This is a genomic window from Priestia sp. GS2 (assembly GCF_036409025.1).
GTDB lineage: Bacteria > Bacillota > Bacilli > Bacillales > Bacillaceae_H > Priestia > Priestia aryabhattai_A.
In genome coordinates, this window is record NZ_JAZGJX010000001.1 from 1,766,128 (window position 1) to 1,779,039 (window position 12,912).

General features: G+C 38.1%; 13 protein-coding genes. All 13 read left to right on the forward strand.

Going from position 1 to position 12,912, the window contains the following annotated elements:
* Positions 1 to 14: 14 nt before the first annotated feature.
* The 13 genes from V2145_RS09255 to V2145_RS09315 all read left to right on the forward strand — a co-directional run bounded on the left by V2145_RS09255 (position 15) and on the right by V2145_RS09315 (position 12,851).
* Positions 15 to 278, forward strand: a complete 264-nt coding sequence (locus V2145_RS09255; protein WP_094910088.1) for a YesK family protein — start codon at positions 15 to 17, stop codon at positions 276 to 278.
* A gap of 131 nt (positions 279 to 409) precedes the next feature.
* Positions 410 to 865 carry a VOC family protein gene (locus tag V2145_RS09260; RefSeq protein WP_094910087.1) on the forward strand — a complete coding sequence of 152 codons (456 nt, stop codon included), beginning with the start codon at positions 410 to 412 and terminating at the stop codon, positions 863 to 865.
* A 90-nt stretch (positions 866 to 955) separates the two neighbouring features.
* The gene (locus V2145_RS21455; protein WP_413690870.1) at positions 956 to 1,324 is read left to right on the forward strand and encodes a hypothetical protein; all 369 of its coding nucleotides are present in this window, start codon (positions 956 to 958) and stop codon (positions 1,322 to 1,324) included.
* 84 nt (positions 1,325 to 1,408) lie between these two features.
* Positions 1,409 to 2,506 carry an alpha/beta hydrolase gene (locus V2145_RS09270; protein WP_094910086.1) on the forward strand — a complete coding sequence of 366 codons (1,098 nt, stop codon included), beginning with the start codon at positions 1,409 to 1,411 and terminating at the stop codon, positions 2,504 to 2,506.
* Positions 2,507 to 2,755: 249 nt separating this feature from the next.
* Positions 2,756 to 3,949: a cytochrome P450 family protein gene (locus V2145_RS09275; protein ID WP_330987606.1), complete on the forward strand. Its 1,194-nt coding sequence runs from the start codon at positions 2,756 to 2,758 to the stop codon at positions 3,947 to 3,949.
* A gap of 19 nt (positions 3,950 to 3,968) precedes the next feature.
* A complete protein-coding gene (locus V2145_RS09280) occupies positions 3,969 to 4,586 on the forward strand; it encodes an RraA family protein (RefSeq protein ID WP_330987607.1) in 618 nt (205 codons plus the stop codon).
* Positions 4,587 to 4,765: 179 nt separating this feature from the next.
* Positions 4,766 to 6,130 carry a 3' terminal RNA ribose 2'-O-methyltransferase Hen1 gene (locus V2145_RS09285; protein ID WP_330987608.1) on the forward strand — a complete coding sequence of 455 codons (1,365 nt, stop codon included), beginning with the start codon at positions 4,766 to 4,768 and terminating at the stop codon, positions 6,128 to 6,130.
* The gene (locus V2145_RS09290; protein ID WP_330987609.1) at positions 6,127 to 8,730 is read left to right on the forward strand and encodes a polynucleotide kinase-phosphatase; all 2,604 of its coding nucleotides are present in this window, start codon (positions 6,127 to 6,129) and stop codon (positions 8,728 to 8,730) included. The genes V2145_RS09285 and V2145_RS09290 overlap by 4 nt, the downstream gene beginning before the upstream one ends.
* Before the next feature lie 71 nt (positions 8,731 to 8,801).
* Positions 8,802 to 9,341 carry a GNAT family N-acetyltransferase gene (locus V2145_RS09295; RefSeq protein ID WP_330987610.1) on the forward strand — a complete coding sequence of 180 codons (540 nt, stop codon included), beginning with the start codon at positions 8,802 to 8,804 and terminating at the stop codon, positions 9,339 to 9,341.
* Between the two features lie 34 nt (positions 9,342 to 9,375).
* Positions 9,376 to 10,422: a DmpA family aminopeptidase gene (locus V2145_RS09300; protein ID WP_330987611.1), complete on the forward strand. Its 1,047-nt coding sequence runs from the start codon at positions 9,376 to 9,378 to the stop codon at positions 10,420 to 10,422.
* Between the two features lie 19 nt (positions 10,423 to 10,441).
* On the forward strand, positions 10,442 to 10,660 hold the full coding sequence (locus V2145_RS09305; protein WP_330987612.1) for a hypothetical protein: 219 nt from the start codon (positions 10,442 to 10,444) through the stop codon (positions 10,658 to 10,660).
* Positions 10,657 to 11,148 (forward strand): AAA family ATPase, encoded by a 492-nt coding sequence (locus V2145_RS09310; protein ID WP_094910078.1) that lies wholly within the window; start codon positions 10,657 to 10,659, stop codon positions 11,146 to 11,148. The genes V2145_RS09305 and V2145_RS09310 overlap by 4 nt, the downstream gene beginning before the upstream one ends.
* A 1,004-nt stretch (positions 11,149 to 12,152) precedes the next feature.
* The gene (locus V2145_RS09315) at positions 12,153 to 12,851 is read left to right on the forward strand and encodes a hypothetical protein (protein WP_330987613.1); all 699 of its coding nucleotides are present in this window, start codon (positions 12,153 to 12,155) and stop codon (positions 12,849 to 12,851) included.
* Positions 12,852 to 12,912 lie beyond the last annotated feature (61 nt).

The following is a 12,912-nucleotide window of genomic DNA, read 5'->3' on the forward strand; positions in this document are numbered from 1 at the left end:
TGAGGTGATAGTTTATGATGATTGGTATACCTTTATTACTTGCTCTAATACCAGGAGTTATTTTATTATTCTTAACCTGGCTATTTAGCCGTATGCAATGGAGTTTGACTGCAAGAATACTTCCTTCTATCACGGTAGCTATGGGTGCATTGGTTCTTTTTTATATTGGATATGTAGAAGTAAGAGGCTTTGAAGGTGCCACTTATTCACTCTTAAGTATCTTTCTTTTTCTTTTTGCTGCTGCAACCTTTGTGATAGCCAAAAAACCGTTAAGATGATCTGAATTTTAACGACTTTTTGTTGTATAAGAGCCTTTCTACACCTAAAGTTGTAGAACACCTCCATCTATCATCTGATTTCATCGGTTAAGGTTTTCGCTATGATGATACTTAAGAAAGAGGTGTATGAATTGATTAAAGGTTTATATGAAGCACATTTACCCGTAAAAGATTTAAATCGTTCGATTACATTTTATGAGAAGTTAGGATTAGAGCTTTCTCATACCTATAGCGACCACCTTGCTTTCTTTTGGTTAAAGAAAGGAGAAAGTTGGCTTGGTTTATGGGAAACGCAACAAGTAGAATTAGACTACCATCCTTCTATCCGCCACGTTGCTTTTCACGTAACGTTGGAAAATTTGAGGTCATCAGTATCATGGTTAAAAGAAAGGCAGATAGCTCCTAGAGAAGCATTTGGCTTTATGCCTCATGAACCGTTTGTAATGGCACATGATGGCATAGCCCATGCAAAGATTCATTTTTATGATCCCGATGAAAATAGCTTAGAATTTATTTGTAAAATTCCAAACCCCACTAATATCGTCGGACGAATGTATTTAAGCGAGTGGGAAACCATTTATTCTTAAAGCTTTTTTACATAAAACAGCTCCTTTCTATAAAATGAGAGGAGCTTAATCTTTATAATTGCTTTAAACTATAAAGTGGGGTGATAAAAAATGAACAGTAAACCGATTGATGAATTAACAATTGACGATTTAAAGAACTATAAAATCTGGCAGTGGGCCCTAGATGAAGAAGAGAACGAAGCCCAAGATGAGACATGGGTTACGCCTGCTGCCACGGATAACTTTACATCAGATTTAAACAGATCTATCGTATTAGGCACAATATACATAAACGCTAACCAAACAATGCCTATTATGTGCAGCCTGGATGTTACTACTCATGAAGTTTCTATTGATTCAGTTATTGTGTATAAGAAAGAAGGTGATGCTGCTTTTCAACAAATGATTGATTACGGTCACTTTAATCATTATCAAGAAGATATTGCATTCATTCGTAAGTACGGCAAAGACTGGCTATAACTAAAAAACAAAAAAGAAAGCGATTACAAAAAATGCATCTTGCTAGAATACTAGTAAGACATGAAACGGATGTGGTGGTTAGTGATGCTTCAACCAAAAGAGTATGACAAGCTTCTCGGTATCTTGGAAACATCAGCGGAAACAAAAGAAGTCGAGGGCATACGTAGCGTAATTAAACATATACCAGATTTACATATAGCTGGAGATTTAGATCCACGTGTTTTAAAAGTAATCAGCAGTTATACAAATCATTCAGAGGAAGAACAAACAGAACCTGCAAATGTTTCAATTGAAGCCATTCGAGCTAGCATGGGCTGGCTTAATAGAGACGTTACAACTACAGAAATTACAACAGAGTTAATCAGCATTCCGAGCAAAGAGCATAATATTCCTGCACGCATCTATCGCCCTATATCGAATGGTATCTTACCAGCAGTCGTGTTTTTTCACGGAGGAGGGTTTATTGGAGGAAGCTTAAAAACGGTTGAAAACCCTTGTAAAGCACTAGCTGAAAAAGCGCAAGCAGCGGTTGTTTCTGTCGATTACCGCTTAGCTCCTGAACATCCATTTCCAGCTGGCTTAGAGGATTGTCTAGCTGCAGTGAGCTGGGTGCATGAAAATGCTGAAAACCTCGGAATAAATAAAGAACAACTAGCAGTTTGTGGCGATAGCGCCGGTGGCAACTTAGCTGCAGTTTGCAGTTTACTTGATTCACAGCAAGGAACAAATCGAATTAAATACCAAGCGCTTATTTACCCCGTCGTGAACCCTGGGCGAATTGATACAGAAGATCATAGATGGGACATAAATGAATATGAAGTTTTTCATCATCATGAGCTAATTAAAGGGGTTATTCTAGCATTAGCTGGCTCTAGCTCAATGCTCAATAAGCTGTATCTACAGGGAGCGGATGTTACTGATATACGCGTATCTCCTTTATTAGCCGATGATTTAAATGGTCTTCCAGAAACTCTTATTATTAATGCTGAATATGACTATCTCCGCTTACAAGCCGAAGCGTATGCTAGAAAGCTTGCACGATCTGGGGTTAAAACAAAAATGATTCAGTATAAAGGAATGGACCACGCTTTTATAGATAAGATTGGAGATTATCCGCAAGCAGAAGATTGTATCAATGAAATTGCAAAGGAACTTAAAAGTGCATTTAGAATCAATTGCTAGCTTTGTATGTTGAAAGGCGAGTATATTCATGGCTCGTCTTTTTTTATTTGGTGAATATCTAATTTACTTTAATTTTATTATGTAAACTTTATATATGAAACATCACTTTCCTTGATGTTCCAAATCAATGCGCATACAATGAAAGAAGGAATCAATAGATAGGCCATCCAGATCAGTGAAAGCGATTCCTGTTTTTATGTGAGACCTGGCTTTTTCGTTCAAAAAGTAGATAACAGGAGAGGATACAATATGAATATTAAGTCACTTGATTTATTTTCACAGAAGTTCCACCAAAACCCTTACGAATACTATGAACAAATTCGTCCGCATGAACCGTTTGCAAAGGTAAAGCTTTATACAGAAGCTCCTGATTCCTGGATGGCTTTTACATATGAAGCTGCCGAAGCTGTGCTAAAAGACGAGCGCTTTATCAAAGATATGCGCACGGTTTTTCCTGGCGAAATGACGGATGAAAACGTACCGCCGATTTCACAAACGATGCTTTTTGCAGACCCACCGAATCATCGTCGTCTCCGCAGTCTTGTCCAAAGTGGCTTTACCCCTAAGAAAATTATGGGTTTAAGCGGACGCATTGAAGAAATTGCGCGTGAGCAAGCTGAAAAAATGAAAGAACACGAGACAGTTGATTTTATTGAAGCATACGCATTTCCAATTCCTATTATTGTGATTTGTGAACTTCTCGGTGTTCCACAAGAAGATCAGCTTGATTTCCAGCGTTGGTCAAACGTATTGGTCGATATTAACGAAGCTTCTCAGTACGACGAAGTATTGATGGAGTTTATGATGTACTTAGAAAAACTAATTTATAGCAGGCGGCAATCACCACAAAATGATTTATTATCTCATTTAATTCAGGCAGAGGAAGACGGAGATAAGCTTACTGCTACTGAATTGTATGGTGTTGTCATGCTGCTTATCGTTGCGGGTCATGAAACGACTGTAAATCTCATTTCAAACGGCTTGCTTGCACTTCTTACTCACCCTGGCCAGCTGGATTTATTAAAGAATGATCCTTCCTTGATTTCAAAAGCCATTGACGAATTTTTACGATACAATGGTCCAGTCGAATTCAGCACGGACCGATGGGCACGTGAATCCTTTACCTTTATGGGGCAGCAAGTTCAAAAAGGAGATCACGTGATTGTGTCACTCGCTTCAGCTGATCGAGACCCAGAAATATTTTCAAACCCTGAGAAACTTGACATTACACGAGAGAAAAATCCTCACTTAGCGTTTGGTAAAGGAATTCACTATTGCCTAGGGGCTCCACTTGCGCGATTAGAAGGTGAAGTTGCGATTCGCGTGCTGCTTGAAGAATTTCCAAACGTAGGCCTTGCTGCTAATTTGTCTGATTTAGAATGGCGACAAAGCTTTATTATTCGAGGTCTAAAAGAACTTCCAATTCGTCTAACTTTACGTTAAATAATAAGGAGCGGTTAAAATGAGTATCATAGAATCATTTAAAACAATTCCAACTACGTGTATATCAGACGCGATGGCAGGATTAAACAATCTTGACCCGTCGATTAAGCCATTAAAAGAAGAATACAAAGTAGTTGGAAGAGCCTTTACCGTTAAAATACCTGTAGGTGACAACTTAATGTTTTTAAAAGCTATTAAAGAAGCGAAGCCAGGTGACGTATTAGTTGTAGATGCAAAAGGTGATACGTATAGAGCAATTGCTGGAGACTTTATCGTTGGGTTAGCGCAAACATTAGGCATTAATGGGATTGTCGTGGACGGAGTAATCCGTGATGTGGTCGGCGTAAAGCAGCTAAACTTTCCTGTTTTCTGTAAAGGAACAACTGTAGCAGCAAGCGGAAAAGCGGGGCAAGGTGAACTAAACGTCCCTATTTCATGCGGAGGCACCGCTGTTCATCCAGGCGATATCATTGTTGGTGATGCGGACGGAGTTGTAATCATTCCAAAAGAGCACGAGCAAGCTATCCTAACAAAAGCGGCTGAAAAAGTGAAGTTTGATGAGTTGCGTGACCAAAAAGTATCTGGAAATCGCGCTGAGGTTATAAATTACCTAAATGATTTTCTTTCAAAATCATAAGCCTTTATCCTCCCAAGCTACTAATCATAAAGATTGGTAGCTTTTTCTATCTCATTAGCAGTTCCTAATAACTAGCTTAAAAGGTATAATTAGTTAAAGAAACTAGGTTCTGGTTTCTATTTATATCCTGCTGCTTTATAGAGTTAAAATAAAGCAACATCTAAAAAGAAGGTGAACGTATGCAGCTCAGTATGAAAGTAAAAGGAGAAGGTGCAGAAAACGTATCGCGGTTAATTGCAAAGAATCCTTCCAATCCTTATGAACGAAAAGAAAAAGGACAGAATGTAAGGTTAGCTTTCACGACCTTTAAATCTGACGAAGCGGAATTTATTATATACGTTGATGTGGATCCTATTGAACTTGTAAAAAGCGGGTCCAATCACTTTGATATTACGCACTATATCAACGACCGTGAATTTGCGGTCAGCAGCTTGTTTTGTTCCTACATACGCAAAGCGCTCGGAACAGCTTTAAATGGCAAGCCCAAAGAAGAATATAGCGAATGGGTACATCATGCTTTTAATCTTGAAGTTAGCTTTGGTCCTATTGCCTCACATTTAGCTGATAAGCGAATCCAGGAGCTCTTCGAACCCATGGGCTATGCTGTTGAAATAGAGCGAGGAAACATTGATTATACGTTTGATTTAAAAACACGAAGCACTGCTCGTTACGTAACCTTAAAAGGAGAAGTCACAGTCCAACAAGCGCTTCAGCATCTATTTATTTTAATCCCAGTCCTAGATAACTTTAAGCACTACTTTTTGGATGAACGAGAAATTGAAAAAATAGAGCGCTACGGCGAAGGTTGGCTAGATTCTCATCCCTTAAAAAGTTATATCTATGAGCAGTCGCTTCGCTTTAAAGACCTTGTTCAACAAGCGAACGTAGCAACTAATACGGAAAAGAAAACGAACGCTCACACAGCGAAAGATAAAATCCCACTCAATGAACTGCGCTATCAGGCAATTCTTAAAAAAGTACAGTCACTTCCTGCTAAAGGAAAAGTTGTAGACTTTGGTTCAGGTGAAGGAAAGCTAGCTACTCGTTTAGGATTTATTCCAACCATAGGTGAAATTTTAGCAGTAGAGCCTTCGCAATCTGCACAGCTAAAAGCATTAGCGCGATTTGAAAAAGCTGCTGCCAAACCAAACTTCATTCAGCCTCGTTCTGTTTGGGGATCGTTATTTTATTATGATTCACAGCTTCAAGGCGCCGACATCATCATTTTGTGTGAAGTGATTGAGCATATCAATGAAGAGCGACTGCCTGCCATTATGAAGACAATCTTTGCTCTTTATCAACCAAAATCACTAATTGTGACAACGCCAAACCAAGAATACAATGCCTTTTATCAGATGAATGAAGCCATGAGACACGCGGATCATCGTTTTGAATGGAGTAGACAAGAGTTTGTAAGTTGGTGTGAGGCTTGGACGCATGATTTTCCTTACTCCATAACCATTGAGGGCATTGGAGAAGAAAGCGACGATTATGGAGCACCAACACAAATGTGTACGTTTGAACGAAAAGAGGGAGACAATTGAAGAGATTATTTTTACCTCCTGCAGGGATTGTACTTTTAATGGGACCCTCAAATAGCGGTAAAACAACGCTGTTAGAGGCATGGATTAAAAAAGGCTATATAAAACCTTCTGAAACAGTGAGCTCAGACCAGTTCCGCTTGTTAGTAGGAGATACGGATTTTATTGAATGGACAAGCCATCCAAAAGATGAAGCAGACATATTGTTCCAAGAATACCAAACCATTTCCCAAAAAGCATTTGAAACAATGGATTATATCATTGAAACGAGGGCGAAACTGGGGAAATTAACGATCGTCGACGCAACGCATCTCTATGAAGACGACCGTAAAAGATATATTGACTTAGCGAAAAGAAATCATATACCGTGCATTGCATGTTTACTTGATATCTCAATGGAAACGTTGCTTGAACGTGATGAAACCAGAGAATTCCCACGTGGCAAAAAGCGAGTTAAACAGCAAGCGCAGATATTTGCTAAGAGCAAGCGGTCTATTAAACGCGAAGGATTTCGTCAACAGTACGTATTCACAGAAGAAGAGATCAATAAATTAGAAGTCGTTCGCACCAAAAATAAGCTTGAACTTGAGGTTGGAACGGGAATAGACGTAATTGGTGATGTTCACGCGTGCTATGAAGAGCTTATTGAACTGCTGAAGCGTCTTGGCTATGAACCAAATGAAGAAGGTCTGTACACACATCCAAGCGGACGGAAATTTCTATCAGTTGGAGACGTAATGAGCAGAGGTCCTCGTTCGCTTGAAACTATGCTGTTCTTCAAGCGGCACGTAGACGCTAACCTTGCGTATATGATTGACAGCAATCATGGTTGGAAAATTGCAAGGTGGCTAGGTGGCAGAAACGTCACGCTGTCCCACGGAGATGAAAAGGTAGCCGATGAGTTTACTCGCTATGAGGAAGAACACGGAACTGAACAAGCGGAAGAATTAAAGCGTAATCTAAAAGACTTTTTGCTAGAAGCGCCATCTCATTATATTCTGACAAAAAATAATGTACGTGTAGCTGTAGTAACGCATGCAGGCATAAGAGATGATTATATCGGAAAGCAGTCCTATCACATATCAGACTTTTGTCGATACGGAGATTCAGAAGGATTTGACGATGCCGGAAAGCCTATACGCAAAGACTGGTATACAAATCACCATACAAAAGAACTCATCATTTGGGGACATGACTGTAAAGTTCATCCTCTTGTTGTAAACAATACGGTTAACATTGATCAAGGGGCTGTATTCGGCAGTTCACTGACGGCTTTTCAGTATCCCGAAAAACAGTTTGTTTCTGTAAAAGCAAAAGAAAACTACTCTGGAACGGAGGACAATCCTCTTACACAGTGGCAGAAGAAAAGGTTAGATCCACCAAATATCGCACGTTTTATTAATGGCTATTCGGTACTCACTGACACATATGGAGATATTAAAATTCTTGAAGGAACGACCAAATCAGCAATTGATTCTGTTTCTCACTTCACGATTCCAATTGAAGAGCTTGTTTATATTCCGCCAACCATGAGCCCGACGCCGAAGCCTTCAGCGCTTGAAGAATATCTTGAGCATCCAAAAGAAGCATTTGATTACTATCAGTCAAATGGTATTCAAACAATGGTTGTTGAGAAGAAACATATGGGTAGCCGCGGCGTACTGCTATTATTTAAAGATAAGAAAGCTGCTGTTCATTACGTTGGTAGAGAAACGCTAGGAACTATTTATACGCGTACAGGACGCTCCTTTTTTGCAAAAGACGTAGAGAAACAGATTTTATCAACTTTAAACGAAGACTTAACGCGTGCTAATTATTTCTCTAAATACAACACAGACTTTGTGCTGCTTGATGCTGAAATTTTGCCATGGAACTTAAAAGCAAAAGAATTGATTAGCTCTCAGTATGCGCACGTAGCAGAAGTTGCCCTGTTAGACCGACAGAAGCTAAAAGAAAAGCTAGAAAAAGCAATCACACAGAACCAAAACGTTGACTCGTGGCTATCTGAAGTCAATCTAAAGCTTAAAAATGCTGAGATTTTCAACGAAGTCTTCCAAAAGTACTGTTGGAATATTGACGGAGTAGAGGACATTCAAATTGCACCGTTTCACGTCTTAGCCCACAGCAACGAAACGTTTTTTCAAAAAACGCATATGTGGCATATGGAAAGAAACGCTGAGTTTATCTCGCTATCGGATTTATTTATTAAAACAGACTTTATGGTCGTGCATGACGAGAATTCCATGAACAAAGCGATTGAATGGTGGAACTCTCTTACGGAAGAAGGGCACGAAGGCTTTGTTGTGAAGCCGGAAACGTTTATCGCAAGAAATGAGAAAGGAAAGCTTCTGCAGCCTGCGATTAAAGTGAGAGGGCGTAAATATCTTCATATCATTTACGGAATGGATTATTTATTACCTGAGAATCTTCAACGCTTAAAACAGCGGAACACTGGTAAAAAGCAAAAGCATGCGCTACTAGAGTTTGCTTTAGGTATCGAAGGAATTACGCGCTTTGTAAACAAAGATTCAATCGAGCGAATTCATGAATGTGCCCTTGGAACGCTTGCTCTTGAAATGGATCCTGTGGACCCTAGACTGTAAGAAAAAAGAAAAGGAAGTCATCTTTTTGGCTTTCTTTTTCTATACATAGATGAATTGAAAGGAAGAGCTTTATGATTACAAGTGAAGATTTAACAATTCGAGCATTTACATTTCATGATGCAGAAGCTATGCTTGCTCTGCAAATAAAAAACCGCTTATTTTTTGAAGAGTTTGCGCTTACTCGTCAGGATGATTTTTATACAGTAGCTGGTCAGATTGAAAAAATAAAAGATGCTGCGTTAAAAGCTCAGGAAGACAAAGAGTATTACTTTGGTATTTTCGAAAACCATGAAGAAAAGCTAATAGGAACCATTAGCCTTTTTAACATCGTGCGAGGAGCATCACAAAGCGCCATTATCGGCTACTTTTTAGATAAAGACTACAACGGTAAAGGTTATATGACTCAAGCAACAAAGCTATTTGTTACCTATGCATTTACTAAATTAAATTTACATCGCATTCAAGCCGAAGTTCAGCCTCATAACGTTGGGTCGATACGCGTCTTGGAAAAAGCAGGATTTCATCAAGAAGGCCTTGCAACGAAAAATCTTAAAATCAGGGGAGAATGGAAGGACCATCAGGTGTTAGCGATTATTAATCCGGCTGATTGATGAAAACAAGCAAGAAGCAGAGGTGGGAGAGGACTTGAAGCAAAAAAGACTACGTAATTACGGGGTAACGATTGGAAAATTAGAAACCGGCTCATATAACGCAATTACGGACGTTAAAGGCGTTACGGTTGGGCATGTGACTATTAGCGAAGGTGAACAGCAAACAGGAGTAACAGCAATCTTACCTCACCAAGGGAACATTTTCCGCGAAAAGCTCATTGCATCAAGTCACGTCATAAACGGATTCGGAAAAACAATCGGAACTATTCAAATAAATGAGTTAGGAACGTTAGAATCTCCAATCATTTTAACGAACACGCTAAGCATCGGGACAGCAGCCGATGCCATCATTGATTACATGTTAGAACATAACGAAGAAATTGGACGAACAATCGGAACGGTAAATCCTGTCGTGTGTGAATGCAATGATATGATTTTAAACGATATTCGTTCAAAGACAGTGACGAAAAAACATGTACTCAAAGCTTTAGAGACCACTTCAGAAACAGTCGAAGAAGGCTCTGTCGGTGCAGGTAGGGGTATGGTTTGCTATTCGTTAAAAGGAGGAATCGGAACGTCATCTAGACAAATCCAATTAACTCATGGCCTATATACAATCGGTGTCCTTACCTTAACTAATTTTGGTTCATTACCTGATTTAACGATAAACGGACAGCCAGTTGGCTCACAGCTTTATAACTCGATGCATTCTTTAGAAGAAATACCAGACAAAGGCTCTGTAATCGTTATTCTTGCTACTGATTTACCCGTGACAGAAAGACAGCTCAATTTAAAACGAACGGTAACGGGCTTATCACGTACAGGATCTATTATTACAACAGGAAGCGGGGAAGTCGTCATTGGGTTTTCAACAGCAAATAAAATTCCTCATGATAAAACGTCTTCCTGCCTTTCAATTTCAGCTATTCATGAAGAAGATATCGATTTAGCATTTCGAGCCGCTGGTGAAGCCACTGAGGAAGCGGTCTTAAACTCACTTATTACAGCAACTCATATTGTTGGCAGAAGCGGCAATGAACGACCGGCATTAAAAAATCTATTAGAGATTTACGGAATTTAGTTAGACTGAAAACCAAGACGTGTGTACAGTTGTTTATAGAATAGAAAGGAAAACAAATAAAGGTTCAGCTAACAAAGAGCAAGCAACACCCTTAAAAGCATCAGACAAGCATTTAAAAGAGCCTGAGGAACAACTGTTAGAAGGTGTATTAGTTGTTAAGAAAGGGAATTTTGTATTAGCTCAGTTTGATATGAAAACAAAGGAAGAAAATAAAGTAGGTTTGGGGGATAAACTATGAAAAATCTGGGAGATCTGTACTTTTTCTGCGGAAAGATGGGAGCAGGAAAATCAACTAAATCAAAGCAATTGGCTGCGGAAAAACATGCGGTGCTGTTATCCGAGGATGAATGGCTTTCAGCTTTATATCCGAATGAAATCGCATCATTTGATGACTATCTAAAATTCTCAGCACAGCTCAAACCGTTAGTGAAAAAGCATGTCCAAAATATACTAAGTGTTGGTACAGATGTAGTGATGGATTTTCCAGGAAACACTCAAAAACAGCGAAAATGGCTTTTAAGTATCGCGTCAGAAGTCAACGCAAATCATCAGCTAATTTTCCTCAACTTAAGTAACGAGCAATGTTTACATCGAATCGCACAAAGACGTAACGAACAACCTGAAAGAGCAACTTTCGATACTATAGAGACATTTATTCACGTTACTAAGTTTTTTGAAGCGCCAAATGTATCTGAGGGTCTACATATTTTAGAGTTTAACGAATAGCTCAATCAAACCGTCACCAGAAACCACAGGTGGCGGTTATTCATATGTAATGAAGGGGGAAGATGTTTATATTTTTTTATTTTTCTAGTTTACATAATATACATTATAGGAAGTTATAAAAATAATAGATTTTCTGTCTCAATTAATAAGTAAACTTTAGATAATGAGACAGAAAAGAAATTTATTAGGTTACGTATTGAAATTTCACTATAGATCTTAATGCATGATTAAATTAAAAAGCTTATGGTTAAACGTCGGTCATTTAAGCTAAGCTTCATTTGCTTTTGTAGACTGAAGCCATATAACATGCAGCATCTCATATAGAAAAATAAATATACTGTGATTGACGTTTATTTAAATGTTATTTCGTAGACTCTATAAGCATCATTTTCTTAATTAGTTTACATAATGTTTCCTTTAAACGTAAATTTTAAGTTTAGAGCGTTATTATCCCTATATTGGATTAATATTCATTTTAATTTGTTTAACACCCGTATTTATTGTAACTATATCCATTAAAAATTATTTTTATACAATTAAACCCTCTGATTTTTCCTTATTTCTAACCTCTAACCTTGCTGTTATCACATTTTTAGTTGTAGTTTTATATGCATTGAGGTATAATGAATAACAAATAGAGATCGGCATATGTTGGGTGTAAAATCATCCGATTTTAAAGGAGCGATACTTGTGAATATTACAATTTATTATGGTAACCACGAAGATAAAACAATTCACACAATGGATTGTCATGTAGATATTGATGTAGACGACGAAGATTTAGTTTCTTTAACAGATGTACGCTAAATCTATATAAAAATAAATGTTCAAAACACAAATCGACTGATTTGTGTTTTTTTATGTTTACTCTCCCCCGCTTTCTTTGTAAGACATAGCTACTTTTTTATTTTTATCTGCTTGTCCTCTTTACTTTTCGCTCTTTTTTTCGTATGATTTAATAAGAACATACGTTCGATTTATTGATTGCAAGGAGTGTTTGTTAGATGAGCAACAGAAAAAGAAAAAAGCCGCTTCCCCCTACCCTTTCTAATACTGGTTTTATCGGAGCAACATTCGCAGATACAAATGAGCTGCTTGCAAATGAATATCACTTTTCACGTAAACAAATGAAGATCACTCACCACGTATTGGATGCACTCTTACAAGGTGTGACGCAGCTGTTCCAACAGCATAATGTTGAAGCCGCTCTATCGTGTGTTTATTTACCAAAGTATAAAAAGATTGGTCTTGTTTTATCTAAGCAACCGTTTGGGCGTCGCGAAGGTATTGGCTACTTTATTAATTACTTGAAAGAAGTTGGTCATATTGATTGGGATGAGAAAACAAAGGATTATGAAATACATAACACGAGTTTTATAGGCGTTGTGTTTGCGGATTTAGAAAAAATTTCAAAGTTTACCTTTGAATTCGAACTTCAGCTTCTAGCTAAATTTGTAAAAGAACTAATTATCCCTGCTAAGGAGCTCTTTTTACAGCACCATATAAGAGCTTATATCTCAGGGGTTGAAAATGATGAGCAGCATAAATTAGGCTTTGTACTTTCTATTAAACCTTACGACGAACGTAAAGAAGCAGATTTGTATTTTGTTGAATACTTGAAAGAACGCGGTCTTTATGAAACGGATGAATCTGAGGAAGAATTAATTCCCATACATACGAAGTGGAGTCTATTCTCCAAATAAAAATTCCCATTTCTCACAGTTGAGAGTGGGAATTTTTATATTTTTTTGGTTACTATAAACA

Excerpts from the sequence above, each read along its gene's own strand:
- V2145_RS09280 (WP_330987607.1), top strand. The coding sequence starts at position 3,969 with ATGAGTATCATAGAATCATTTAAAACAATTCCAACTACGTGTATATCA.
- V2145_RS09295 (WP_330987610.1), top strand. The coding sequence starts at position 8,802 with ATGATTACAAGTGAAGATTTAACAATTCGAGCATTTACATTTCATGAT.
- V2145_RS09285 (WP_330987608.1), top strand. The coding sequence starts at position 4,766 with ATGCAGCTCAGTATGAAAGTAAAAGGAGAAGGTGCAGAAAACGTATCG.
- V2145_RS09255 (WP_094910088.1), top strand. The coding sequence starts at position 15 with ATGATGATTGGTATACCTTTATTACTTGCTCTAATACCAGGAGTTATT.
- V2145_RS09315 (WP_330987613.1), top strand. The coding sequence starts at position 12,153 with ATGAGCAACAGAAAAAGAAAAAAGCCGCTTCCCCCTACCCTTTCTAAT.
- V2145_RS09275 (WP_330987606.1), top strand. The coding sequence starts at position 2,756 with ATGAATATTAAGTCACTTGATTTATTTTCACAGAAGTTCCACCAAAAC.
- V2145_RS09270 (WP_094910086.1), top strand. The coding sequence starts at position 1,409 with ATGCTTCAACCAAAAGAGTATGACAAGCTTCTCGGTATCTTGGAAACA.
- V2145_RS09310 (WP_094910078.1), top strand. The coding sequence starts at position 10,657 with ATGAAAAATCTGGGAGATCTGTACTTTTTCTGCGGAAAGATGGGAGCA.
- V2145_RS21455 (WP_413690870.1), top strand. The coding sequence starts at position 956 with ATGAACAGTAAACCGATTGATGAATTAACAATTGACGATTTAAAGAAC.